The sequence below is a fragment of the Aerosticca soli genome (assembly GCF_003967035.1).
GTDB lineage: Bacteria > Pseudomonadota > Gammaproteobacteria > Xanthomonadales > Rhodanobacteraceae > Aerosticca > Aerosticca soli.
Window position 1 is genome coordinate 2,266,017 of the sequence record NZ_AP018560.1, and the last position, 23,706, is coordinate 2,289,722.

General features: G+C 68.7%; 21 protein-coding genes. 7 read left to right on the forward strand and 14 right to left on the reverse strand.

Annotated features, from left to right (window positions below; translation table 11 throughout):
* Nucleotides 1–632: 632 nt before the first annotated feature.
* Nucleotides 633–1,799: a DegT/DnrJ/EryC1/StrS family aminotransferase gene (locus ALSL_RS10660; protein WP_126539007.1), complete on the reverse strand. Its 1,167-nt coding sequence runs from the start codon at nt 1,797–1,799 to the stop codon at nt 633–635.
* A gap of 129 nt (nt 1,800–1,928) precedes the next feature.
* On the opposite strand from ALSL_RS10660, the gene pilB reads away from it, so the two are divergent.
* Nucleotides 1,929–3,653 (forward strand): type IV-A pilus assembly ATPase PilB, encoded by a 1,725-nt coding sequence (gene pilB / locus ALSL_RS10665; protein WP_126539009.1) that lies wholly within the window; start codon nt 1,929–1,931, stop codon nt 3,651–3,653.
* A 1,089-nt stretch (nt 3,654–4,742) separates the two neighbouring features.
* Here the strand turns inward: pilB and ALSL_RS10670 are convergent.
* The 5 genes from ALSL_RS10670 to ALSL_RS10695 form a co-directional block, all read right to left on the reverse strand.
* Nucleotides 4,743–5,189, reverse strand: a complete 447-nt coding sequence (locus ALSL_RS10670) for an RES family NAD+ phosphorylase (protein ID WP_126539011.1) — start codon at nt 5,187–5,189, stop codon at nt 4,743–4,745.
* Nucleotides 5,189–5,680 (reverse strand): antitoxin Xre/MbcA/ParS toxin-binding domain-containing protein, encoded by a 492-nt coding sequence (locus tag ALSL_RS10675; protein WP_161970950.1) that lies wholly within the window; start codon nt 5,678–5,680, stop codon nt 5,189–5,191. The genes ALSL_RS10670 and ALSL_RS10675 overlap by 1 nt, the downstream gene beginning before the upstream one ends.
* Nucleotides 5,681–6,042: 362 nt before the next feature.
* Nucleotides 6,043–6,972 carry a Nudix family hydrolase gene (locus tag ALSL_RS10685; protein ID WP_170172047.1) on the reverse strand — a complete coding sequence of 310 codons (930 nt, stop codon included), beginning with the start codon at nt 6,970–6,972 and terminating at the stop codon, nt 6,043–6,045.
* Between the two features lie 16 nt (nt 6,973–6,988).
* Complete coding sequence (locus tag ALSL_RS10690) at nt 6,989–7,477, reverse strand: dihydrofolate reductase (RefSeq protein ID WP_126539015.1); 489 nt, start codon at nt 7,475–7,477, stop codon at nt 6,989–6,991.
* Between the two features lie 49 nt (nt 7,478–7,526).
* Nucleotides 7,527–8,321: a thymidylate synthase gene (locus tag ALSL_RS10695; protein WP_126539018.1), complete on the reverse strand. Its 795-nt coding sequence runs from the start codon at nt 8,319–8,321 to the stop codon at nt 7,527–7,529.
* Between the two features lie 103 nt (nt 8,322–8,424).
* On the opposite strand from ALSL_RS10695, the gene ALSL_RS10700 reads away from it, so the two are divergent.
* Nucleotides 8,425–9,462 carry a TIGR00266 family protein gene (locus ALSL_RS10700; protein ID WP_126539020.1) on the forward strand — a complete coding sequence of 346 codons (1,038 nt, stop codon included), beginning with the start codon at nt 8,425–8,427 and terminating at the stop codon, nt 9,460–9,462.
* Here the strand turns inward: ALSL_RS10700 and lgt are convergent.
* The 5 genes from lgt to ALSL_RS10725 form a co-directional block, all read right to left on the reverse strand.
* Nucleotides 9,459–10,343 carry a prolipoprotein diacylglyceryl transferase gene (gene lgt / locus ALSL_RS10705; RefSeq protein WP_126539022.1) on the reverse strand — a complete coding sequence of 295 codons (885 nt, stop codon included), beginning with the start codon at nt 10,341–10,343 and terminating at the stop codon, nt 9,459–9,461. The genes ALSL_RS10700 and lgt overlap by 4 nt on opposite strands.
* A 63-nt stretch (nt 10,344–10,406) precedes the next feature.
* The gene (locus ALSL_RS10710) at nt 10,407–10,910 is read right to left on the reverse strand and encodes a TPM domain-containing protein (protein ID WP_126539025.1); all 504 of its coding nucleotides are present in this window, start codon (nt 10,908–10,910) and stop codon (nt 10,407–10,409) included.
* Nucleotide 10,911: 1 nt separating this feature from the next.
* Nucleotides 10,912–11,793: a TPM domain-containing protein gene (locus ALSL_RS10715; RefSeq protein WP_126539027.1), complete on the reverse strand. Its 882-nt coding sequence runs from the start codon at nt 11,791–11,793 to the stop codon at nt 10,912–10,914.
* A gap of 1 nt (nt 11,794) precedes the next feature.
* Nucleotides 11,795–12,409, reverse strand: coding sequence for a LemA family protein (locus ALSL_RS10720; protein ID WP_126539030.1), 615 nt, complete (start codon nt 12,407–12,409; stop codon nt 11,795–11,797).
* Between the two features lie 68 nt (nt 12,410–12,477).
* Nucleotides 12,478–12,849, reverse strand: a complete 372-nt coding sequence (locus ALSL_RS10725) for a diacylglycerol kinase (protein ID WP_126539032.1) — start codon at nt 12,847–12,849, stop codon at nt 12,478–12,480.
* A gap of 232 nt (nt 12,850–13,081) precedes the next feature.
* On the opposite strand from ALSL_RS10725, the gene ALSL_RS10730 reads away from it, so the two are divergent.
* The 5 genes from ALSL_RS10730 to ALSL_RS10750 all read left to right on the forward strand — a co-directional run bounded on the left by ALSL_RS10730 (nt 13,082) and on the right by ALSL_RS10750 (nt 19,332).
* Nucleotides 13,082–14,632, forward strand: a complete 1,551-nt coding sequence (locus ALSL_RS10730; protein ID WP_126539034.1) for a peptide MFS transporter — start codon at nt 13,082–13,084, stop codon at nt 14,630–14,632.
* Nucleotides 14,633–14,885: 253 nt separating this feature from the next.
* Entirely contained in the window at nt 14,886–16,145 is a 1,260-nt protein-coding gene (locus tag ALSL_RS10735; protein WP_126539036.1) for an ATP-binding protein, read from the forward strand.
* Nucleotides 16,146–16,209: 64 nt separating this feature from the next.
* Nucleotides 16,210–16,788 (forward strand): response regulator transcription factor, encoded by a 579-nt coding sequence (locus ALSL_RS10740; protein ID WP_126539038.1) that lies wholly within the window; start codon nt 16,210–16,212, stop codon nt 16,786–16,788.
* Between the two features lie 143 nt (nt 16,789–16,931).
* Entirely contained in the window at nt 16,932–18,287 is a 1,356-nt protein-coding gene (locus ALSL_RS13865) for a 3-oxoacid CoA-transferase subunit B (RefSeq protein WP_126539040.1), read from the forward strand.
* A gap of 43 nt (nt 18,288–18,330) precedes the next feature.
* Complete coding sequence (locus ALSL_RS10750) at nt 18,331–19,332, forward strand: magnesium and cobalt transport protein CorA (protein ID WP_425478981.1); 1,002 nt, start codon at nt 18,331–18,333, stop codon at nt 19,330–19,332.
* A 61-nt stretch (nt 19,333–19,393) separates the two neighbouring features.
* Here ALSL_RS10750 and ribB read toward each other — a convergent pair whose 3' ends face one another.
* From ribB to clpA, 3 genes are all read right to left on the reverse strand, one after another.
* Entirely contained in the window at nt 19,394–20,488 is a 1,095-nt protein-coding gene (ribB, locus tag ALSL_RS10755; RefSeq protein ID WP_126539042.1) for a 3,4-dihydroxy-2-butanone-4-phosphate synthase, read from the reverse strand.
* A 43-nt stretch (nt 20,489–20,531) separates the two neighbouring features.
* The gene (locus ALSL_RS10760; RefSeq protein ID WP_126539043.1) at nt 20,532–21,176 is read right to left on the reverse strand and encodes a riboflavin synthase; all 645 of its coding nucleotides are present in this window, start codon (nt 21,174–21,176) and stop codon (nt 20,532–20,534) included.
* 239 nt (nt 21,177–21,415) lie between these two features.
* Entirely contained in the window at nt 21,416–23,686 is a 2,271-nt protein-coding gene (gene clpA / locus ALSL_RS10765; protein WP_126539045.1) for an ATP-dependent Clp protease ATP-binding subunit ClpA, read from the reverse strand.
* Between the last annotated feature and the right edge of the window lie 20 nt (nt 23,687–23,706).

Consider the following 23,706-nt stretch of genomic DNA (forward strand, 5'->3'; position numbering starts at 1 on the left):
AAAAACGCTGACTGGCGAACGCGCACCTTGCCGGGCCATCAGGCCCGGCAAGGCGCCTCATCGGGGTGGCCTCTCTTTTGGGTCCTTTTCTCTGGCCACACAGAGAAAAGGACCCCGGCCGCCAGCAGGCGGACGGAACCCAAAGCCCAGCCGCCGAAAAACACAACCCGGCGGCCATCCCATCACCAAAACGCCACGCACCCGCGATGGCGCCTTGCCATAACAATCGCCACGGCCACACCCACCATGACGGCAAACGCTGCCTTGGCCTTGGCCTGTGCTTTTGGCTCTGGCTTTTCGGGGCCCCTATGAGGCGGCGATCGCCGGCCAGCCAAAGCCCGCCAGGGTGGCCGGCAGGAAGCCGGCCATTTTTCGTCGGGGCAGGAAGCCCCGTCGAAAAACGCTGACCGGCGAACGCGCACCTTGCCGGGCCAATCAGGCCCGGCAAGGCGACTCATCGGGGTGGCCTCTCTTTTGGGTCCTTTTCTCTGGCCACACAGAGAAAAGGACCACGGCCGCCGGCAGGCGGACGGAACGAACCAAAAACGAACCAATATGACGTGGGGCTGATAGTCGAGCCCGGCCAGCAGGCGGACGGAACCCAAACCCAAACCCAAACCCAAACCCAAAACCTACCCCCCGACGATTGCCCGCACCGCCGCGATCACCCGCCCGGCATCGGCATCGGAGAGCACCGGCGACAGCGGCAGGCTCGCCGTCTGCCGCCCGATCCGCATCGCTTGCGGCCACGCCTCCGGCCGCCAGCCGAAGCGCTCGCGGTAATAGGCGTGCTCGGGAATCGAGAGGTAATGCACGCCGGTGCCGATGCGCGCGGCGTTCATGCGGTCGAGGAAGGCGTCGCGGTCCAGACCGCAGCGCGCGGCGTCGATGCGCACCGTGTAGAGGTGATGGCCGTGGCGGGTGTCCGCTTCCGGCGGCGCAGGCAATGTCAACGGCAGGTCGGCGAAGGCTTCGTTGTAGCGCTGCCACAGCGCGCGCCGGCGCTGCCAGTGCGCCTCCACGCGGGCGAGCTGTTGCAGGCCGATCGCCGCCTGCAGGTCCATCATGTTGTATTTGAAGCCGCATTCCACGACCTGGTAGTGCTTGTAGCCCGCATCGCCGAAACGGTGCCAGGCGTCGCGGCTCAGGCCATGCAGGGCGAGCATGCGCACGCGCGCGATGCGCTCCTCGTCGCGGCCGAGCACCATGCCGCCCTCGCCGGTGGTCACGTTCTTGGTGACGTAGAAGCTGTAGCAGCCGAAGTCGCCGAAGGTGCCGACCGGGCGACCGCGGAACTCGGTTTCCACCGCGTGCGCGCAGTCCTCGATCACCACCAGGCCGTGCCGCTGGGCGATCGCCATGATGCGGTCCATCGCGCAGGGCCGGCCGGCGAAGTGCACCGGCAGGATCGCCCGCGTGCGCGGCGTGATCGCCGCCTCGATGGCGGCCGGGTCGATGTTCTGCGTCACCGGATCGACGTCCGCCAGCACCGGCGTCAGCCCCGCATGGACGATGGCGTTGACGGTGGCGCAGAAGGTCAGCGGCGTGGTGATGACCTCGCTGCCCGGTTCGAGCTCGGCGGCGATCATGCTGACGTGCAAGGCGGCGGTGCAGGAATTGACCGCGGCCACGCGTGCCGGATCGACGCCGCGCCAGGCGGCGAAGTCGCGCTCGAATCGCGCCACCCGCGGGCCGGTGCCGAGCCAGCCGGAACGCAGGCAGGCTTCGACTTCGGCGATCTCCTCCTCGCCGATGGCCGGCGCGCCGAAGACGAGAAAAGGCGGATCGGATGCGTTCATGCGTGCGCTGTCGAAGGGCGAAGGTCAGCGCGCATGCTAGCGCCGCGGCGGACTGCCGAGCCGTTCCATGCAAGCGCCGCGGGCCTGGAGTAGATTCGAAGGCAAGGCTTTTCTCGGGGCGAGAAACCCATGTCGTCGCAACCGCTTTCCTCCCTTGCCGGGCTTTCCGGCATGGCACGCCGGCTGGTGGCCGAGGGCGTGCTGCCCGAACCGGACGTGCGCCGGGCGGTGGCCGAATCGGCGCAGCAGAAGACTTCGCTGCTGGGCTGGCTGTTCGACCAGCGCCTGACGGACAACCTGCGGTTGCTGCAGGTCGCCGCGCTGGAGTTTGGCATCCCCATGCTGGACATCGGTACGCTCTCGCCGGCGTCCATGCCGCTCGATGCGATCAGCGAGGAGCTGATCGCCCGACATCAGGTGTTGCCGCTCTACCGCCGCGGCAAGCGGCTGTACGTGGCCATCGCCGACCCGATGCAGTCGCAGGCGCTGGACGAGATCAAGTTCCACGCCAACTGCCTGGTGGAACCGGTGCTGGTCGAGCGCGCGGCATTGCTGCGCGCGATCGACAACGCGCTGGCCAACCTGCACGCCGCGGTGCCGGACATGGGCAGCGACGCGCTCAACGAACTGGCGCTCGAGGCCGGCGACGAGGAGGCCGAACCCACCGGCATCGACGCCACCGCCAACGACGACGCGCCGGTGGTGAAGTTCGTCAACAAGATCCTGGTCGATGCGATCAAGCGCGGCGCCTCGGACATCCATTTCGAACCGTTCGAGACGCAATACCGCGTGCGGCTGCGCCTGGACGGCATCCTGCGCCCGGTGGCCAGCCCGCCGATGAAACTGGCCAACCGCATCGCCTCGCGCCTGAAGGTGATGAGCGGCCTGGACATCGCCGAGCGGCGCGTGCCGCAGGACGGCCGCATCAAGCTCAACCTGTCCAAGAGCCGCGCGGTGGACTTTCGCGTCAGCACGCTGCCCACGCTGTTCGGCGAGAAGATCGTGCTGCGCATTCTGGACGGCTCCACGGCCAGACTCGGCATCGACGCGCTGGGCTACGAGGACGACCAGAAGCAGTTGTATCTCGAGGCCATCCACAAGCCCTACGGCATGGTGCTGGTCACCGGCCCCACCGGCTCGGGCAAGACGGTGTCGCTGTATACGGCGCTCAACATCCTGAACACCCCGGAGCGCAACATCTCCACGGTGGAGGACCCGGTCGAGATCCGCGTGGAAGGCATCAACCAGGTGCAGCAGAACACCAAGCGCGGCATGACCTTCGCCGCCGCGCTGCGCTCGTTCCTGCGCCAGGACCCGGACGTGATCATGGTCGGCGAGATCCGCGACCTGGAAACCGCCGAGATCGCCATCAAGGCCGCGCAGACTGGCCACATGGTGCTGTCCACGCTGCACACCAACGACGCGCCGCAGACCATCGCCCGCCTGATGAACATGGGCATCGCCCCGTACAACATCACCAGTTCGGTGACGCTGGTGATCGCCCAGCGCCTGGCGCGGCGGCTGTGCACGCACTGCAAGCGCGAGATCGAACTGCCCGAGCACGCCCTGCTCGCCGCCGGCTTCACCCGAGAGGAAATCGCCGCGGGCCTGACCGTGTACGAGGCGGTCGGCTGCGATCGCTGCAACGACGGCTACAAGGGCCGCGTGGGCATCTATCAGGTGATGCCGATGCTGGAGGAGATCCAGCAGATCGTGCTGCAGGGCGGCAACGCGCTGCAGATCGCCGAGGTGGCACGCAAGGCCGGCGTCAACGACCTGCGCGCCTCGGCGCTGCTCAAGGTCAAGCAGGGCGTGACCAGCCTGGCCGAGATCGACCGCGTGACCAAGGATTAAGCCGGCGCTTACGTCTCGACGCCGGCCGGCGGAGTGGGCCCTTTTCTCTGCGTGGCCAGAGAAAAGGACTCAAAAGAGAGGCCACCCGAAAAGCCAAAGCTCCAGCCAAAGCCAAAGCACCGTTGTCGTCATGGTGGATGCGGCCGTGGCGATTGTCATGGCAAGGCGGACGGGTTCGCGTGTGGGTCGCCATCGCGGGGGCGTGGTGCAGTTTGGTGACGGGTGTCGCCGGGTTGTGTTTTTCGGCGGTTGGGTTTTGGGTTCCGTCCGCCTGCCGGCGGCCGGGCTCGACTATCAGCCCACGTGATGCTGGTTCGTGCTGGTTCGTTCCGTCCGCCTGCCGGCGGCCGGGCTACTTTCTCTTGCTTGCCCGAAGAGAAAGTAGCCAAAGAGAACGGCACCCCGATGAGGCGCCTTGCCGGGCCTGACGGACCGGCAAGGTACGCGTTCGCCGGTCAGCGTTTTTCGACGGGGCTTCCTGCCCCGACGAAAAATGGCCGGCTTCCTGCCGGCCACCCTGCGGGCTTTGGCTGGCCGGCGATCGCCGCCTCATAGGGGACCCGGAAGCCAGAGCCAAAGCGAAAGCAAGGCGGGCGGGTTCGCGTGTGGGCGCCATCGCGGGTGTGTGGCGTTTTGGTGATGGGATGGCCGCAGGGTTGGGTTTTTCGGCGGCTGGGTGTTGGGTTCCGTCCGCCTGCCGGCGGCCGGGCTACTTTCTCTTGCTTGCCAGAAGAGAAAGTAGCCAAAGAGAACGGCACCCCGATGAGGCGCCTTGCCGTGCCTGATGGCCCGGCAAGGTGCGCGTTCGCCGGTCAGCGTTTTTCGACGGGGCTTCCTGCCCCGACGAAAAATGGCCGGCTTCCTGCCGGCCACCCTGGCGGGCTTTGGCTGGCCGGCGATCGCCGCCTCATAGGGGGCCTGGAAGCCAGAGCCAAAAGCACAGGCCAAGGCAGCGTTTGTCGCCATAGCAGTGCTGGCGGGCGCTGGCGGTCGTATGGCAAGCGAGGCGGGTCCGCACAATGGTGAGTCGGCCATGGCGATCCCACGTTTTGCTGGGTGGCCGTGTCTTTCGGTGCTCGCGGGGCGATGTCAGCGTAGGAAGCGCGGGTCGAACCAGAAGGGTTCGATCAGGGTTTCGCGTAAGTGCGAGGCGGCCTGGTCGTGGGCTGGATTGATCAGGTAATTGGTGGCATGCGCGATGAGGGCCGAAGGCACCGGCATGAGCAGGGCGTCGCAGTGGTCGAGCCAATCGTTGCCCATCGCCTGACTGGTGAGCTCGTTGGCTTGCCAACCCTCGGGCAATGGCGGGGTGGACGAGATCGTGGCGTCGGCGTGTACGTCGATGGCGATCAGGCGCAGTATCATGGGGATGTTGGCCAGGCCCAGGCGCATGTGCGCCATGATCTCCACCATCGCCAACGCAGGGTGTTCGGCAGCGTAGATCACACGACGCCCGCGGGTGTGCCAGCGGCCATCGACCTGCAGGCCACCTTCACCAGTGAGCCCGGGCCAGGCGGAGATGCGCCACAGGCGCATCAGAACAAGCCGTGTGCAGTACGTTGGATCAGCGCTTCCACCAGGCGGGCGCCGGCGTCGGTCTCGGCGAGTCTCATCGGGGTGACCTGGCTGCCGTCATGCAGAAAGTCGCCCGGGGTATTGAGCCAGTCCAGCGCCGCGGCCTCGTCGCCGAACAGCTCGCTGGCTTCGGACACCACCCGGGTCAGCCGCAGCAGACGTTCGGATTCCGCCGGCGTCAGGCGTGGCTCGGCTTCGGACTTGCCACGGCCGCGCCGCTGGACCGCGGCGGAATGCAGGGTCCTGACCCGGCGCCGCAAGGTGCTTTCGGCACCGATGGCGCCCGGGGCCAGGCGCAGACGTTCGGCCAGCAGCAGATATCGGCGGGCGGGAATGCCGGCCTTGGTCAACCGCAGAAGGTCGGCCTCCGAACCGATGGGCGTGCCAAGCAGTTGCCCCATGCGCGCATAGATGCTCGGTCGGTTTTCCTGTGGCTGGCGTACGGCGTTCATGCAACCCTCCATTTGAACGGAAGACTACGCCAAATGGCGGCGCATGCAAGGCAAGGGGTTTGGCCGGCTGCCCTTGTGGCGATGACGCCTGGGAGATCACGCCGCGATGGGGCTGGACCGCCTGATCCCCATGGCCCTTCATCGGCGCCCGCAAGAGCCGGCACCGACGCCAGACTCGCGGCCTGCGAACTGTTCCTGGAATCGAACAGCCGCCTCACGACGGCGCTGCGCCTCTACGAGACGGCCGGCTTCGTGCGTCAGGACGGTCCGCGGCCGGGCTCGTATCCATCCTTCGCCGTCGTGGGGCGTTTGAGGCGCCATGACGGCAAGGTATCGCCGGGCCGGCTCCTTGCGGTGACCGTTCAGGCGTCGGGCCAGAAGGCGCGGATGCCGGCGACGCCCTGGGCGCCGTGGCGGCGGGCGAGGTGGGTGTCGGTGGGTTGCAGGCCGCCCAGGGCGTAGACCGGCAGGGCGGCGGCTTCGGCGGCGGCGGCAAAGCGCTGCCAGCCGAGTGGGCGCTGGCCGGGATGGCTGGCGGTGGGCGCCACGGGCGAGAGGGTGGCGAAATCGGCGATCGCGGCGGCGCGGGCCAGTTCGTGCGCGTCGTGGCAGCTGGCACCGACCAGCCGCTGCCAGGGCAAGGGCCGGCTGTCGAGACTGCGCAACTGCGCGGCGGTGAGGTGCACGCCAAGACCGAGGTCGCGGGCGCCTTCGAGGTCGCTGTGCAGCAGCAACGCGGCTTGGGGTCGCGTGCAGCGCACGCGCGCGGCGAGCGCGCGGACGGCGGCCGTGGGCCAGCGCGGCAGGCGCAGCAGGACCAGCGAGCCGGCATCGAGAACGGCGAGGATGCGCGCGGCCAGGCGCTCGGCCTGGTCGAGCGGCACATCCGGCGGCGTGATCGCGTAATGCGCCGGCAGACGCAAGGCATGCAGCAATGGCCGGTCGGCGGGGGCGAGTTCGGCGGGATCGACCGCGGCCGGCGGCTGCCAGCGCAGGGCCTGGCCCTCGCGGGCGACCGGCTCGCCGCGCCAGCGGCGCACTTGCCAGGCGTCCAGCCGCAGCGGCCGGCGGCCGGCCAGCCAGGGCACGCGGATCAACGGCTCGGCATCGAGCGGAACGATGCCGAGTTCCTCGTCGAGCTCGCGCGCGAGTGCGGCGAGCGGTGTCTCGCCGGGTTCGAGCTTGCCGCCGGGGAACTCCCAGGCGCCGGCGAGCGCCTTGCCGGGCGGGCGCTGCGCGAGCAGCACGCGACCGTCGGCATCGAGCAGCGCGGCGGCCACGACCTGCAACATCGCCCGGCCGCCGCGACTAGAAATGGCGCAGGTACTGGACGATGTCGAACGCGTAGGGGTGTTCGGCGTCGGCCGGATGATGCCGGCGCTCGACCTCGGTCCACTGATCGAAGTGCAGCCCCGGGAAGAAGGTGTCCACGCCCTCCACCGCGGCGGCGACCCAGGTCAGGTACAGGCGCTGGGCTTCGGGCAGCGCCTGGTGAAAGACCTCGCCGCCGCCGATCACCATCAGCTCGCTGTCGGGCACGCGGGCCTGCGCCTCGGCCAGCGAGCGCACGGTGTGCTGTCCGGGGAACGGCGCCTGGTGCCGGCGCGAGAGCACCAGGTTGGTCCGCCCGGGCAGCGGACGGCCGATCGCCAGCGCGGTGCGGTAGCCCATCAGCACCGGCTTGCCGAGGGTGATTTCCTTGAACCAGCGCAGATCGTCGGGCAGGTGCCAGGGCATCTGGCCCGCGCGGCCGATGCCGAAGTTCTCATCCAGCGCGGCGACCAGCGAAAGCGACATGGGGCACTCCTTGGAAAGTCAGCGGCCATCGAGGGCCGAACACGAGGCGCTAGACCGCGACCGCGGCCTTGATCGACGGATGCGGATGGTAGCCCTCGAAGGCGATGTCCTCGTAGCGGAAATCCTCGAGCGCGCGCACGTCGGGATTCAGCACCAGCCTGGGCAGCGGCCGCGGCTCGCGGGCCAGCTGCAGGCGCGCCTGTTCGAGATGATTGCTGTAGAGGTGCGCATCGCCCAGCGTGTGCACGAAATCGCCCACGCCCAGGCCCGTCACCTGCGCCACCATGTGGGTGAGCAGCGCATAGCTGGCGATGTTGAACGGCACGCCGAGGAAGATGTCGCCCGAGCGCTGGTAGAGCTGGCAGGACAGCTTGCCGTCGGCGACGTAGAACTGGAACAGCACGTGGCAGGGCATCAGCGCCATCTTCGGCAGCTCGCCCACGTTCCAGGCGCTGACCACCAGGCGGCGCGAATCGGGGTTGCGGCGGATCTCCTCCACCACCCAGCGGATCTGGTCCACCACGCGGCCGTCGGCGGTCGGCCAGGCGCGCCACTGCCGGCCGTACACCGGCCCCAGTTCGCCGTGCGCATCGGCCCATTCGTCCCAGATGTGCACGCCGTGTTGCTGGAGATAGGCGATGTTGGTGTCGCCCCGCAGGAACCAGAGCAGCTCGTGCACGATCGACTTGACGTGCAGCTTCTTGGTGGTGAGCAGCGGAAAGCCCTGGTTGAGGTCCATGCGCAGCTGCCAGCCGAACACGCTGCGCGTGCCGGTGCCGGTGCGGTCGGCCTTGACGGTGCCGTGGTCGAGCACGTGGCGGAGCAGGTCGAGATAGGCGCGCATCGGTAAAGAATACCGCCGTTCGGATCTTCCCCGGGATGCGGCCATTTCCGCGCGGCGCCGGCGGGGCCTAGACTCGCCCCTTCCGACGACGGAGCGAAACGACATGGCGCAGTGGTATTTCAGTTACGGCGGCAACGGCGAGCGCATCGGCCCGCTGGACGACGCGGCGGCCCGCGCGCAGGCGCGCAATCGCCCGGACGGCTATTGTTGGCGGGAAGGTTTCGCCGCGTGGCAGCCGATCCGCGCCGTCGCCGAGCTCGCCGACGCGGCGGCCACTGGCACGGGTGCCACGCCGCCACTGCCGCCGCCACCGCCGCCGGCACCGACTGCGGGCAGCGGCGCCGACGCGATCGACTACCGCATCGTCGGCCACGAGATGCAGTTCGTCGAGATCGAGCTCGACCCCGGCGAAAGCGCGATCGCCGAGGCCGGCGCGCTGATGTACAAGGACGCCGCGGTGCGCATGGACACGCTGTTCGGCGACGGCTCGGCGGCGAGCCAGGGCGGCGGCCTGATGGACAAGCTGCTCTCGGCCGGCAAGCGCGTGATCACCGGCGAGACCCTGTTCACCACCGTGTTCACCCACACCGGCAGCGGCAAGGCCCGCGTCGCCTTCGCCGCGCCCTATCCCGGCACGGTGATGGCGATGAAGCTTTCCGAGCACGGCGGGCGGCTGATCTGCCAGAAGGATTCCTTCCTCGCCGGCGCGCGCGGCGTGCGCCTGGGGCTGTTCTTCCAGCGCAAGATCCTCACCGGCCTGTTCGGCGGCGAGGGCTTCGTCATGCAGAAACTCGAGGGCGACGGCTGGGTGTTCGTGCATGCCGGCGGCACCGTGGTGCAGCGCGAGCTGGCCGCGGGCGAACGGATCGACGTGGACACCGGCTGCGTGGTCGCCTTCCACGACGGCGTGGACATGGACGTGCGCGCGGTCGGCGGCATCAAGAGCATGCTGTTCGGCGGCGAGGGCGTGTTCCTCGCCACGCTGACCGGGCCGGGCACGGTATGGCTGCAATCGCTGCCGTTCTCGCGCCTGGCCGGACGCATGCTGGCGGCGGCGCCGCAGGGCGGCGGCCAGCGGCGCGGCGAGGGGTCGATCCTCGGCGGCCTCGGCGACCTGATCGGCGGCGACCGCGACTTCTAGCCGCGCGACGCGGCGGGCGTCGACGGCAACACCGGCGCGCGCCGCGACAGCGCCAGCAGCACCAGGCCGACCAGGATCATCGGCAGCGACAGCACCTGGCCCATGGTCAGCCAGCCGAAGGCGAGATAACCCAGCTGCGGGTCCGGCAGGCGCACGAACTCCACCGCGAAACGGAACACGCCGTAGAGCAGCGCGAAGAGGCCCGAGACCCGATAGCGCGGACGCGGCTTGAGCGACACGCACCACAGCACGGTGAACATCACCACGCCTTCGAGCAGCATCTCGTAGAGCTGCGAGGGATGCCGCGGCAACCCGCCGTACTCGGCCAGCGCGGCCTGCCACTCGGGATGGCGCGCGGCCCAGGCAAGGTCGTCGGCGTGCGCGTTGGGAAAGATCATCGCCCACGGCAGGTGACTGGGCTTGCCCCACAGCTCGCCGTTGATGAAATTGCCGAGCCGCCCGAGCGCGAGCCCGATCGGCACCAGCGGGGCGACGAAATCCACGGTGTCGAAAAAATGCACGCGCTGGCGGCGCGACCACCACGCGCCGGCGACCAGCACGCCGAGCATGCCGCCGTGGAAACTCATGCCGCCGTCCCACACCCGCAGCAGCGCCAGCGGATCGTGCAGCACCCAGTGCAGGTCGGTGTAGAACAGCATGTAGCCCAGCCGGCCGCCGACGATCACGCCCATCATCACGTAGAAGGCCAGATCACCCAGCGCCTCGCGGCTCACCGGCAGCCGGCCCTGCCGGCGCCGATGCTCGGCGAGCAGCCAGCCGCCCAGAAAGCCGAACAGGTACATGAGCCCATACCAGTGCACCTGCACCGGGCCCAGATGGAAGGCGACCGGATCGATGGCGACGATGAAGGGTTGCGTCATGGCAAGCCGCGCCGGAAAAAAACGCCAGTGTAAACCCGGGACGCGACGGACCTGCGGCCGCGCTCACAAGAGCACGGGGCGATCCGGCAGCTCGTCGGGGTTGTCGTGGCCGGCGGCAGGGAAGTGCCGGGCGAGCAGCGCATGCACGGCGGCGATGCCGTCCAGGCAGCCCTCGCGCCAGCGATGCGCGGCGAAGGCCTCGCCCATGCGCGCGGCGATGGCGTCCCACGCCTGCTGCGCGACGGCGCGCGCGATGGCGCGGTCGGCGACGATCTCGATGCGTCGCTCGGCGAGCAGCACGTAGATCAGCACGCCGGTGTTGTGCTCGGTATCCCACACGCCCAGCCGGGCGAAGAGTGCTTGTGCGCGGGTGCGGGCATCGAGCCCGGTCAGCACGGCGAAAGGCGGCAGGCGCGGTTCCAGCACCAGGCGCACTTCGCCCAGGTGGTCGCGCTCGCCGGCGGCGATCGCCGCGGTGAGTTCCTCGAGCACGGCGCGCGGGAACCGGCACCGCAGTGCGAACGGACTGCCCAGCAGGTTGGCGAGCCATCGGTGCAGGCGGCGCATGTCACCAGCTCCCCGAGGAACCGCCGCCGCCGAAACTGCCGCCGCCGCCACGGAAGCCCCCACCCGAACCGCCGAAACCACCACCGCCGCCGAAGCCACCGAAACCGCCGAAGCCACCCCAGCCGCCGCCGCCGATGAAGCCGCCGCCACCACCCGGCAACAGCATCAGCAGGCCACCGACGATGGCGGCAAGCGCGGCTGCCCCCAGCGAGGCGGCCAGCAGCCAGACCAGGGCGCCGGTCAGGAAGGCGCCGAGCGGCGTGCGCAGCAGCACCGGCACACCACCGAGCAGGCTGCGCAGGAAGAAGGCGACGATGAGGCCGATGAACAGCGCATCGCCGTAGCCCAGGCCATGCTGCGGCGTCGGCGCGGCGGCCGGCGGCGGCAGGGCCTCGCCGTCGATCAGTTTGATCAACGCATCGATGCCCGCTTCCAGGCCGCCGTAATAGTCGCCCGCGCGGAAACGCGGCTCCATGTAGGTGCGCCGGATCATCGCGGTGGCGGCGTCCGGTACCGCGCCTTCCAGACCGTAACCCACCTCGATGCGGTCGCGCCGGTCATCCTTGGCGACCAGGACCAGGATGCCATCGTCCACGCCCTTGCGGCCGATCCGGTTGGCCTCGGCCACCGCCAGCGCATAGCTCTCGATGTCCTGCGGCGCGGTACTGTCGACCATCAGCACCACCACCTGCGCGCCCTTGCGCCGCTCCAGATCGACCAGCCTGGCGTCGAGCCGGTCGATTTGTTCGCGGGTCAGCGTGCCGGTGAGATCGGTGACGTGCCGGGTGAGCTTGGGCACCTCGGCGGCATGACTGGACAAGGCCGGCAGCCACATCGCCAGCCATACCAGCGCGAACAGACACGCCGCCCGCGAAAGACCCATCTCAATGCGCCGTGGCGGCCGGCGCCGGGGCGCCGAAATCCACCTTCGGCGCGGTCGAGATGGCCTTTTCGTCGGCCACGCCGAAGTTCGGCTTGACCTTGTAGCCGAACAGCTTGGCGGTCAGGTTGGTCGGGAAGCTGCGGATCAGCGTGTTGTAGTCCTGCACCGCCTTGACGTAGCGGTTGCGGGCCACGGCGATGCGGTTCTCGGTGCCCTCCAGCTGCGCCTGCAGGTTCTGGAACAGGGCGTCGGCCTTGAGGTTCGGGTAGTTCTCGCTGACCGCCATCAGCCTGGCGAGCGCACTGGAGAGCTCACCCTGGGCCTGCTCGAACTGGGCGAGCTTCTGCGGGTCGTCGATCATGTCGGGGGTGATCTGCACCGAGCCCACCTTGGCCCGTGCGTTGGTGACTTCGGTCAGTACGCGCTCCTCGTGCTGGGCATAGCCCTTGACCGTGTTGACCAGGTTGGGCACCAGATCGGCGCGGCGCTGGTACTGGTTCAGCACCTCGGACCAGGCCGCCTTGACCGCCTCGTCCTGGCGCTGGATGGCGTTGTAGCCGCAGCCGGACAGGAGTCCGACCAGCATCAGCACGGCGAGGCCTCGAAGCATGCGCATGGGAAACGACTCCGCAAAGGAATGAGGCGACCATTGCACCATCGCCGGCGCCCGGCGCGCAAACCGGCTCAGAGCCAGCGCGGCGCCAGCACCAGCGCCCAGCTCAATACCAGCAGGACGATCACCAGCAGCACCGCCGCCGAGCCCAAGTCCTTGGCGCGGCCGGCCAGCTCGTGGAACTCGGGGCTCACCAGGTCGACCACCGCCTCGATCGCCGAATTGACCAGCTCGGTCGCCAGCAGCAGGAGTGCCGGCGCCACCAGTGCGATCTTCTCGAGCGCGCCATGGCCGAGCCACAAGCCGAGCGGAATCACCAGCACGGACAGACCGACCTCGAGCCGGAACGAGGCCTCGTGCCGCCAGGCCGCGCGCAAGCCCTTGATCGACCAGGTAAGGGCGCCCAAGAGCTGACGCGGTCCGCGAAAACCTTCCGCCGCCATGGCTCAACGACGCCCGGCGACACGGTTGGAAACGGCTGGAAGCAAGGTCATGCCTGGCATTGCCCGAAAGAGCATGATGATGCCATGGCCGACGCGACGGCGCCGACCCTTGCGCGGTGCAACGCTGCCGCCGGCGGAAAGGATCGGTTACCCTGCGCCGTTTATCGGCCCTTCAAGCGCACGCGAGCCGTCGCGTGCCGGCCTTCGCATCGGCAAGCAGCGGAACAACTCCATGGCCCCATCCACTTCTCCCGTATCGCAGACCCGCGCCTTCAGCACCGTGTTCCTGATCGAGATGTGGGAGCGCTTCGGCTTCTACGGCATGCAGGTGCTGATGGTCACCTACATGGTCAAGAAGCTCGGCTTCGTCGACGTCAAGGCCAACCTGGTGTGGGGCGCCGCCGCCGCGCTGATCTACGTGACCCCGGCGATCGGCGGCTGGGTGGGCGACAAGCTGCTCGGCACCCGCCGCGTGATGCGCATGGGTGCGCTGATCCTGATGCTGGGCTACGTGCTGCTGTGGATCCCGTCCGACAACGCGACGCTGCTGTACGTGGCGCTGGGCGTGATCGTGGTCGGCAATGGCTTCTTCAAGCCCAATGCCGGCAACCTGGTGCGCAAGATCTACGAGGGCGACGAAAGCAAGATCGACAGCGCCTTCACCATCTACTACATGGCGGTGAACATCGGCTCGACGGTGTCGATGCTGCTGACGCCCTGGATCCGCGACTACGTCGGCGCGCGCTACGGCGAGGACTGGGGCTGGCACACCGCCTTCGGCGCCTGCGCGGTCGGGCTGCTACTGGGCCTTGGCAACTACGCGCTGATGAGCCACACCTTGAAGCATGTCGGCTCGCCGGCCGACGACAAGCCGGTCGACCTGCGGCGCCTGGCGCTGGTGCTGCTGGCCGGCGCGGCGATGGTGCTGGTCTCGGCACTGATCCTGCAGAGCCTCATCGTGGCGCGGATCTGCGTGTACGCGGCCGGCGTGGTGATCCTGGGTATCTTCGTGCACCTCATCCGCAGCAGCCACCCCGACGAGCGCGCCGGCCTGATCGCGGCGCTGGTGCTCACCATCCAGACCATCTTCTTCTTCATCTTCTACCAGCAGATGTCCACCTCGCTGAACCTGTTTGCACAGCGCAACGTGGACCTCGATTTCAGCCTGTTCGGCGTGCACCTGTTCCGCTGGATTCCCGAGCAGTTCCAGTCGCTGAACGCGATCTGGATCGTGATCCTGAGCCCGATCCTGGTGATGATCTACAACGCGCTCGGCCGGCGCGGGCGCGATCTTTCCGTCGCCGCGAAATTCGCCTGGGGCTTCGTCGCGGTGGCCGCGGGCTTCTTCATCTACGGCCTCGGCGCGCGCGGCGCGGTGGACGGCAAGGTGTCCTCCTGGATCATGGTCTGGGGCTATGGGCTGTATTCGCTGGGCGAGCTGCTGGTCAGTGGCCTGGGCCTGGCGATGATCGCCCGCTACGTGCCCGCGCGCATGGGCGGCTTCATGATGGGCGCCTACTACGTGGCGGTCGGCATCTCGCAGTATCTGGGCAGCGTGGTGGCCAACATCGCGCACATTCCCGCGGGGCTCACCGACCCGGTGCAGTCGCTGGCCATCTACACCAGCCTGTTCAACAAGCTGGGCTTCGTCGGCCTGCTCTGCACGATCATCGCCATCGCCGTGCTGCCGCTGATGAAGCGGCTCTCCAACCGCCACGCCGAGCACGCCGCGGCGGCCGATCCGCTGCCGCCGGTGCGCAGCGAGGAGTTGCCCCAGTCCTGAGCGGTTCTTTCAAGGCGACACGCCCGCGGCGCGACACGCGCCGCGCTCCATGAACCCCAGGGGCTTGCCGCCCCGCTGTGGCCTCACCTGGCCGGACCTGGAAGCGCCGACCCCATCGGCGCTTCCAGTCCCCTCCGAACGCCGCATGTGCACCGTAAAGGGCCGCCCCATAAGACTTGAGACTTGCCACGCCGCCTGCCGAAAGCGGCCCGGCAAGCCACGGCGCCTTCCCACCCGATAACCGGCCACGCCCATGACGCCCAACACTCCCAGCCGTCTCGGTCCCGCCGCCTTCGCGCGCACGCTGGCCTGGCTGCGGCTGTGCGCGGTGGCCGGCCAATGCGTGGCGGTGCTGGTCTGCGCGTTCTGGATGAAGCTGGCCATCCCGCTGCTGCCGCTCATGGTCGGCATCGGCACGCTGGCGGTGTTTGCGGTGTTCGCCGCCTGGCGGCTCGGCCAACCCTGGCCGGTGCGCGAATGGGAGACCTTGGGCTACGTCGCGGTGGACACGCTGGTGCTGGGCTACCTGCTGTATTTCACCGGCGGCGCGACCAACCCGTTCATCAACCTGCTGCTGGTGCCGATCGCGCTGTCGGCGGCAGCGCTGTCGGGCATCGGCGTGCTGGCGGTGGCGCTGCTTGCCGGGCTGGCCTATCTGATCCTGCTCTGGCACTACGTGCCGCTGCCGCTGCCACCGCACCAGGGTTTCGCGCTGCACGTGATCGGCATGGGCGTGGACTTCGTCATCACCGCGCTGCTGCTCGGTTTCTTCATCCATCGCCTGGCGCATGCACTGCGCACCGAGCAGTTGCAGGTGCAGCGCGCCCGCGAACGGGCCCTGCGCGATGCCGGCATCCTGGCCATCGCCACCCAGGCGGCGGGCGCGGCGCACGAGCTCAACACTCCGCTCGGCACCATGTGCACGCTGCTGCCGGAACTGCGCCGCGAACACGCCGGCGACGCCACGCTGGTCGCCGATCTCCAACTGCTGGAGACGCAGGTGGAACGCTGCCGCGGCATCCTGCGCGAGATGGTCGCCTTCGGCAAGGCGCAGCTCGCCCGCACGCCCGAGCGCATGACGCTGGAACGGCTGGTACACGGCTGCCGGGAGCGTTTCCAGCTGCTGCGCCCGGAGGCCGAGCTTACGATCGCACTCGATGCGGACCTCGCCGGCCTCACACTCGACGTGCCCGCCGGCCTGCGCCACGCGCTCATCAATCTGCTCAACAACGCCGCCGAGGCCTCCGCCCAGCGCGGCTCGCACGCGGTCGCCCTGCAGATCCGCCGCGAGGACGCGTGGCTGGCCTTCTGCGTGCGCGATCACGGGCCGGGTTTCGCCGCCGGCCAGTCGCCGAGCCTGGGCGCCAGCGGCAAGCAGACCGGCCTGGGCCTCGGGCTGGCCCTGGCCGAGGCCACCGCCGAGCGGCTGCAGGGCGAGCTGGTGACCGGCAACCATGCCGACGGCGCCGAGGTCTGCCTGCGTCTGCCGCTCGCCGCCATCGAAGTGCGCTGAAGGCGCGCATCCGCGCCGCGCCTGCGGCAGAATGCCTGCTGCCCCTTCGAGGACCATTCAGCCGATGACCGACCCTTCGCCCGCCTCGCGCACCCTGCTCCTCGTCGACGACGATGCCACTTTCGCCCGTGTGCTGGCGCGCGCGCTCGGTTCGCGCGGTTTCGAGGTGATCGGCGCGGACAACGCCGCGGACGCGCGCGAACTGGCAAGGCGCCACCAGCCGCGCTATTGCGTGCTGGACCTGAAACTGGGCGACGAGAACGGGCTCAAGCTGATCCCCGAGCTGCATATGCTGGTGCCGCAGATGCGCATCCTGCTGCTGACCGGCTATGCCTCGATCGCCACCGCGGTGGAGGCGATCAAGCGTGGCGCGCACGACTACCTCGCCAAGCCGGTGGATGCCGACGCCGTGGTGCGCGTGCTGCTGGACGACGACGGCCCGGGCGCGCCGGACGAGGAGCCGCCGGAAGCCCCGGAGGCCCCGCTCGCCCTGCGCCGGCTGGAATGGGAGCACATCCAGCGCGTGCTCACCGAGTGCGACGGCAACATCTCCGAGACCGCGCGGCGGCTCGGCATGCACCGGCGCACGCTGCAGCGCAAGCTGGCCAAGCATCCGGTGCGCGAGCGACCGGGCGGCGACTGAAAAAACCGGCACCGCGATCCGGCGCCGAATGGGCGGCGCCTGCGCGCCCGCCGCCGCGGACCTATCGCCCTTTGGTACGACATGGCGGCGGGCGCTTCCCGTCGTATCCTTGGCGATGATCTTTCCGGCAAAGGTTCCACCCCATGGACAAGGTTTATCCGAATGCGGCCGCGGCGCTCGAAGGGCTGCTGTTCGACGGCATGACCATCGCCGCCGGGGGCTTTGGCCTGTGCGGCATCCCCGAAAACCTGATCGACGGCCTGCTCAAGGCCGGCACCCGCGAGCTCACCATCGTCGGCAACAACGCCGGCGTGGATGATTTCGGCATGGGTCTCCTGCTCAAGACCCGCCAGGTCCGCCGCGTGTACGCCTCCTACGTGGGCGAGAACAAGGAGTTCGAGCGCCAGGTGCTGGCCGGCGAACTCGAGCTGCACCTGGTGCCGCAGGGCACGCTGGCCGAGAAGCTGCGCGCCGGCGGCGCCGGCATTCCCGGTTTCTACACCCGCACCGGCTACGGCACGCTGCTCACCGAGGGCAAGGAGATCCACGTCTTCGACGGCAAGGAATACGTGCTCGAGGAAGCCATCCACAGCGATCTCTCGCTGGTCAAGGCATGGAAGGGCGACGCGCTCGGCAACCTGGTGTTCCGCAAGACCGCGCGCAACTTCAACCCGATGATCGCCACCTGCGGCAAGGTGTGCGTGGCCGAGGTCGAGGAACTGGTGCCGGTGGGCGCGCTGGATCCGGACCAGATCCACGTGCCCGGCATCTACGTCGACCGCATCATCCAGGGCGAGAAATACGAAAAACGCATCGAGTTCCGCACCGTGGCCGGCGCCAACAGCGGCAAGGAGAGCCCGGCCCGCATCGCCATGGCCAAGCGCGCCGCCAAGGAACTCCGCGACGGCTACTACGTCAATCTCGGCATCGGCATTCCGACCCTGGTCGCCAACTTCATCCCCGCGGGCATGAACGTGACCCTGCAGTCGGAGAACGGCCTGCTCGGCATCGGCCCGTTCCCGACCGAGGACCAGGTCGACCCGGACCTCATCAACGCCGGCAAGCAGACCATCACCGCGCTGCCGGGCGCGAGTTTCTTCTCCAGCGCCGAATCCTTCGCGATGATCCGCGGCGGGCATATCGACCTTTCCATCCTGGGCGGGCTCGAGGTTTCCTGCGCCGGCGACCTGGCCAACTGGATGGTGCCGGGCAAGATGGTCAAGGGCCCGGGCGGCGCCATGGACCTGGTCAGCGGCGTCAAGCGCGTGGTGGTGCTGATGGAACACACCGCCAAGGACGGCTCGCCCAAGATCAAGGAACACTGCGATCTGCCGCTCACCGGCAAGGCCTGCGTGGATCTCATCATCACCGACCTGGCCGTGTTCGAGGTCGACAAGGGCAAGGGCCTGACCCTGATCGAGCTCAGCCCGGGCGTCGGCGTGGAGGAGATCCGCGCCAAGACCGGCTGCGCCTTCCGGGTCGCCGCCGGACTGGGCTGAGCGGCGCATTGCCCGGCGCGACGGCCGCGGGCATCATGCCGGCATGATGTCCGCCGCCGCCACGCCACCTTCGGACATGGTGGTCAACTGTGTCGCCTACCGGCGCGACGGCAGCCGCGTCGGCGACATCAGCCTGGATGCGATCAGCGACGTCCTCGAGACGCCCGACACCTTCGTCTGGGTCGGCCTGCACGAACCGGACGAGGCCACGCTGCTCAAGCTGCAGGACGAGTTCAACCTGCACGACCTGGCCATCGAGGATGCGCACAAGGCGCACCAGCGCACCAAGATCGAAACCTACGGCGACTCGCTGTTCCTGGTGGTGCAGACCGCGCAGCTCGTCGGCGGCAAACTGGCCTTCGGCGAGACCCACATCTTTCTCGGCCAGCGCTATCTGGTGACCATCCGCCACGGCGCCTCGCTGTCCTACACCCCGGCGCGGCGCGCCTGCGAGCAGAACCCGGAATTGCTCGCCTACGGGCCGAGCTACGGGCTCTACGGCGTGCTCGACTTCATCGTCGACAACCTGCTGCCGATCGTGCGCGATTTCCGCGAGGAGCTGAGCGAGCTCGAGGCCGACGTGTTCGCCGACACCTTCAAGCGCGACACCATCAAGCGCCTCTACGACATGCAGCGCGACCTGATGACGCTGCGCCTGGCGGTGGCGCCGCTGCAGGACATCATCGGCCAGCTGGTGCGCCTGCACCCGCAGCTCATCCCGGAGGAGCTGCGGGTCTACTTCCGCGACGTCTACGACCACGTGTTCCGGGTCAATGAGTCGATCGGCGCGATGCGCGAGATGCTGACCGCGGCGCTCAACGTCAACCTCGCCCTGGTCACTCTCGGCCAGAACGAGGTGATGAAGCGCCTAGCCGGCTATGCCGCCCTGCTCGCCGCGCCGACCCTGATCACCAGCTGGTACGGCATGAACTTCCACCACATGCCGGAACTGGACAAGCCCTGGGCCTACCCGGCGATGATCGCGCTGATGGCCGGCGTGGTCGGCAGCATCTACGCCGGGCTCAAGCGCGCCCGCTGGCTGTGAGCCTCCGCGGGCCGCCAGGCCCATCGCTTTCCGGCCGGGCGAGGCACCGGCGGCGAAGCGGTCAGACGTAGTCCACCACCTCGAGGCCGAAGCCGCCCAGGCCGACCAGCTTGCGCGGGGTGCCGAGCACGCGCAGCCGGCGCACGCCGAGGTCGCCCAGGATCTGCGCGCCGAGGCCGAGCTGGCGCCACTCCTGTTGCTCGCCGGCCGGGCCGGCCAGTGCCGGCGGCGTGCGGTGTTCCAGCCGGGCCAGCAGCGCCTCGGCGGTGTCCTCGCCGGAGAGCACCACCAGCACGCCGCGGCCTTCATCGGCGATGCGCCGCAGCGCGGCGGTGACGGTGAGGCCGAGATCCTCGCGCTTCAGATGCAGCACGTCCGACAGCGTGTTGCGCACATGCACGCGGGTCAGCACCGGTGCGCCGTCGTCCACACGGCCCTTGACCAGGGCGAAATGCAGGTCATGACGCAGGAGATCGCGGTAGGCCACCAGATGGAACGGCCCGAATTCGGTTTCCACGTCCTCGGCCAGCACCCGCTGCACGGTCTTTTCCGTCTCCAGCCGATAGCGGATCAGATCGGCGATGGTGCCGATCTTGAGCCCGTGCCGGCGCGCGAAGGCCTCCAGTTCCGGCCGCCGCGCCATCGAGCCGTCCTCGTTCAGGATCTCGATCAGCACCGCCGCGGGCTCGAGGCCGGCCAGCCCGGCCAGATCGCAGCCGGCCTCGGTGTGTCCGGCACGGGTGAGCACACCGCCGGGACGGGCGATGAGCGGGAAGACGTGCCCGGGCTGGGACAGATCCTGCGGCTTGGCATCGGGCTTGACCGCGACCTGGATGGTGCGGGCGCGATCGTGGGCGGAAATGCCGGTGGTGACGCCCTGCGCGGCCTCGATCGATACCGTGAAGTTGGTGTGATAGGGCGAGGTGTTGTCGCTCACCATCGGCCTCAGGCCGAGTTGCCGCGCACGCTGCTCGGTGAGGGTCAGGCACAGGAGCCCCCGCGCCTCGCGGACCATGAAGTTGATGTCCTCGGGGCGCACCTTCTCGGCCGCCATGATGAGGTCGCCCTCGTTTTCGCGGTCCTCGTCGTCGAGGATCACCACCATGCGGCCGGCGCGGATGTCGGCGAGGATGTCGGGAATCGGGTCGAAGCTCATCGGCGGCTCATGGCAGGTTGAAGGCGGCTTGGCACGGGCGGGCTCAGGCAAAGCCGTGACGCTCCAGAAAGGCGCGATCGAGGCCGCCTTCCGTCTGCCCGCCGACGAGCAGGCGCTCGACATAGCGGGCGATGAGATCGACCTCGATGTTCACCGCATCACCGACACGGCGGGCCTGGAAGGCGGTGTGCGCCAGGGTGTGCGGAATCAGGTTGACGCCGAAGCGGGTACCGTCGACTTCGTTGACGGTGAGGCTGGTGCCGTCGATGCACACCGACCCCTTGGCGGCGACGTAGCGGGCGAGCGCGGCGGGCAGCTCGAAGGTCCAGCGCTGCGAGCGGGCGTCCGGCGCGATGGCGACCACCTTGCCCAGGCCGTCCACGTGTCCGGACACCAGGTGTCCGCCCAGCCGGTCGGCCAGGCGCAGCGCCTTTTCCAGGTTCACCGGATCGCCCGGACGCAGGCCGCCCAAGGTGGTGAGCGCCAGCGTCTCGTTGGAAACGTCGGCGGCAAAGCCGCGCCCGGCGAGCGCGACCGCGGTCAGGCACACGCCGGACACGGCGATGGAATCGCCGGGCCTGACGTCGTCGAGATCGAGCCCGCCGGCCTCGATGTGCAGCCGCAGATCGCCGCCGCGCGGCTCGAGCCGCGCCACGTGGCCCACCGCCTGGACGATGCCGGTGAACATCAGCAAAGCACCGTCGGCAGGGGCGGCATCGAAGGGTGGCGGGGCATGGCGATCATCGTGGAATCCGCAGTGGTCTGGCTTGCCAGGGCCAAGGCGCGGCCGCGTCTTTAAGTGACGGGCCGCCCGGCCGAGTGCTTTTGAAAGTCTAACGGGCCTTCAGCATCCGGCGGGCACAAAAAAACGGAGGGAGGCGGTTTTTTCGCCTCCCTCCGGCAGGACCGGCCAGGCCGGTGCAGGGCTTATTCCACTTCGGCGGGCATCGGCTCGGGGGCCTCGGCCTCCACGTGCAGCTCGCCGTCGCGCACGCTCAGGCGCACCTTGCCGCCGTCGACCAGCTTGCCGAACAAGAGCTCGTCGGCGAGCGCACGCTTGACCTTCTCCTGGATCACCCGTGCCATCGGCCGGGCGCCCATCTGCGGGTCGAAGCCGTGCTCGGCCAGCCAGCGGCGGGCGTCGGCGTCCACGTCCAGCGCCACGTGCTTCTCGCTCAGCTGCGACTCGAGCTCGATCAGGAACTTGTCGACCACGCGCAGGATGTGCTCGAAGCCCAGCGGGTTGAACTGGATGATCGCATCCAGCCGGTTGCGGAACTCCGGCGTGAAGCTGCGGCGGATGACCTCCATGGCATCGGTGGCATGGTTCTGTTCGACGAAGCCGATGCTGCGCCGCGAAGCCTGCACCGCGCCGGCGTTGGTGGTCATCACCAGGATCACGTTCTTGAAGTTGGCCTCGCGCCCGTTGGTGTCGGTGAGCACGCCGCGGTCCATCACCTGCAGCAGGATGTTGAACACGTCCGGATGCGCCTTCTCGATCTCATCGAGCAGCAGCACCGCATGCGGATGCTTGGTCACCGCCTCGGTGAGCAGGCCGCCCTGGTCGAAGCCGACGTAGCCCGGAGGCGCACCGACCAGCCGCGACACCGAATGCGGCTCCATGTATTCGGACATGTCGAAGCGGATCAGCTCGATGCCAAGCTGCATGGCCAGCTGCCGGGTGACCTCGGTCTTGCCCACGCCGGTCGGGCCGGCCAGCAGGAAGCTGCCGATCGGCTTGTTGGGATCGGCCAGACCCGAGCGGGCCATCTTGATCGAGGCGGCCAGCGCCTCGATCGCGTCATCCTGGCCGAACACCACCATCTTGAGGTTGCGCTCCAGGTTCTTGAGCACGTCGCGGTCGGACGCCGAGACCTGCTTGGCCGGGATGCGCGCCATCTTGGCGACGATGTATTCGACCTCGGGCACGTCCACCGTGCCGGTACGCTGATCCTCCGGCAGCAGACGCTGGCGTGCGCCGGCCTCGTCGATCACGTCGATCGCCTTGTCCGGCAGCAGCCGGTCGGGGATGTGCTTGACCGACAGATCCACCGCGGCCTTCAGCGCCTCGTTGGTATAGGACACGTGGTGGTGTTCCTCGAAGCGGCTCTTGAGGCCCTTCAGGATCTCGATGCTGTCGGCGATGGTCGGCTCGACCACGTCGATCTTCTGGAACCGCCGCGCCAGCGCGCGGTCCTTTTCGAAGATGCCGCGGTACTCCTGGAAGGTGGTGGAACCGATGCAGCGCAACTCGCCGGAAGCCAGCATCGGCTTGATCAGGTTCGACGCATCCATGGTGCCGCCCGAGGCGGAGCCCGCCCCGATGATGGTGTGGATCTCGTCGATGAACAGGATCGCCCCCGGCTGCTTCTTGAGCTGGCCGATCACGGCCTTGAGGCGCTTCTCGAAATCGCCGCGGTACTTGGTGCCGGCCACCAGCGCGCCCAGGTCCAGCGCCCAGATGGTGGCGTTCTCCAGCACCTCGGGCACCTCGCCATCGACGATGCGCTTGGCCAGGCCCTCGGCGAGCGCGGTCTTGCCCACGCCCGCCTCGCCGACGTACAGCGGATTGTTCTTGCGCCGCCGGCACAGCACCTGGATGGTGCGCTCGATCTCGTCGGTCCGGCCGATCAGGGGATCGATCTTGCCCTGCAGGGCGAGCTCGTTGAGGTTGGTCGCGTACTCGGACAGCGGGTTGCTCTTGCCCTCGCCCGCCTCCTCGCCCTCGCGCTCGCTGGAAGCGGAGCTCGAAGCCGATTCATCGCCCATCTTGGCGATGCCGTGGGAGATGTAGTTGACCACGTCCAGGCGGGTGATCTCCTGCTGGTGCAGGAAATACACCGCGTGGGAATCCTTCTCCCCGAAGATCGCCACCAGCACGTTGGCGCCGGTCACTTCCTTCCGGCCCGAGGACTGCACGTGATAGACCGCGCGCTGCAGGACGCGCTGGAAACCCAGCGTGGGCTGGGTGTCGCGCTCGTCGCCGCGCGGCAGCACCGGCACGGTCTCGGCGATGATGCGCTCCAGATCGGCGCTCAGGCGCGGCAGGTCCGCGCCGCAGGCGCGCAAGGCGGCCAGCGCCGACTGGTTCTGGGTGAGTGCCAGCAGCAGGTGCTCCACCGTCATGAACTCATGGCGCTGTTCGCGGGCCTGCTTGTAGCACTGGCCGATGGTGACTTCGAGATCCTTGCTGAACATTCGGATCGTTCTCCACTTCG

Bases quoted from the DNA above. Each gene is read 5' to 3' on its own strand.
- ALSL_RS10660 (WP_126539007.1), bottom strand. From the start codon at position 1,799: ATGAACGCATCCGATCCGCCTTTTCTCGTCTTCGGCGCGCCGGCCATC.
- pilB (WP_126539009.1), top strand. From the start codon at position 1,929: ATGTCGTCGCAACCGCTTTCCTCCCTTGCCGGGCTTTCCGGCATGGCA.
- ALSL_RS10670 (WP_126539011.1), bottom strand. From the start codon at position 5,189: ATGCGCCTGTGGCGCATCTCCGCCTGGCCCGGGCTCACTGGTGAAGGT.
- ALSL_RS10675 (WP_161970950.1), bottom strand. From the start codon at position 5,680: ATGAACGCCGTACGCCAGCCACAGGAAAACCGACCGAGCATCTATGCG.
- ALSL_RS10685 (WP_170172047.1), bottom strand. From the start codon at position 6,972: ATGTTGCAGGTCGTGGCCGCCGCGCTGCTCGATGCCGACGGTCGCGTG.
- ALSL_RS10690 (WP_126539015.1), bottom strand. From the start codon at position 7,477: ATGTCGCTTTCGCTGGTCGCCGCGCTGGATGAGAACTTCGGCATCGGC.
- ALSL_RS10695 (WP_126539018.1), bottom strand. From the start codon at position 8,321: ATGCGCGCCTATCTCGACCTGCTCCGCCACGTGCTCGACCACGGCACC.
- ALSL_RS10700 (WP_126539020.1), top strand. From the start codon at position 8,425: ATGGCGCAGTGGTATTTCAGTTACGGCGGCAACGGCGAGCGCATCGGC.
- lgt (WP_126539022.1), bottom strand. From the start codon at position 10,343: ATGACGCAACCCTTCATCGTCGCCATCGATCCGGTCGCCTTCCATCTG.
- ALSL_RS10710 (WP_126539025.1), bottom strand. From the start codon at position 10,910: ATGCGCCGCCTGCACCGATGGCTCGCCAACCTGCTGGGCAGTCCGTTC.
- ALSL_RS10715 (WP_126539027.1), bottom strand. From the start codon at position 11,793: ATGGGTCTTTCGCGGGCGGCGTGTCTGTTCGCGCTGGTATGGCTGGCG.
- ALSL_RS10720 (WP_126539030.1), bottom strand. From the start codon at position 12,409: ATGCGCATGCTTCGAGGCCTCGCCGTGCTGATGCTGGTCGGACTCCTG.
- ALSL_RS10725 (WP_126539032.1), bottom strand. From the start codon at position 12,849: ATGGCGGCGGAAGGTTTTCGCGGACCGCGTCAGCTCTTGGGCGCCCTT.
- ALSL_RS10730 (WP_126539034.1), top strand. From the start codon at position 13,082: ATGGCCCCATCCACTTCTCCCGTATCGCAGACCCGCGCCTTCAGCACC.
- ALSL_RS10735 (WP_126539036.1), top strand. From the start codon at position 14,886: ATGACGCCCAACACTCCCAGCCGTCTCGGTCCCGCCGCCTTCGCGCGC.
- ALSL_RS10740 (WP_126539038.1), top strand. From the start codon at position 16,210: ATGACCGACCCTTCGCCCGCCTCGCGCACCCTGCTCCTCGTCGACGAC.
- ALSL_RS13865 (WP_126539040.1), top strand. From the start codon at position 16,932: ATGGACAAGGTTTATCCGAATGCGGCCGCGGCGCTCGAAGGGCTGCTG.
- ALSL_RS10750 (WP_425478981.1), top strand. From the start codon at position 18,331: ATGATGTCCGCCGCCGCCACGCCACCTTCGGACATGGTGGTCAACTGT.
- ribB (WP_126539042.1), bottom strand. From the start codon at position 20,488: ATGAGCTTCGACCCGATTCCCGACATCCTCGCCGACATCCGCGCCGGC.
- ALSL_RS10760 (WP_126539043.1), bottom strand. From the start codon at position 21,176: ATGTTCACCGGCATCGTCCAGGCGGTGGGCCACGTGGCGCGGCTCGAG.
- clpA (WP_126539045.1), bottom strand. From the start codon at position 23,686: ATGTTCAGCAAGGATCTCGAAGTCACCATCGGCCAGTGCTACAAGCAG.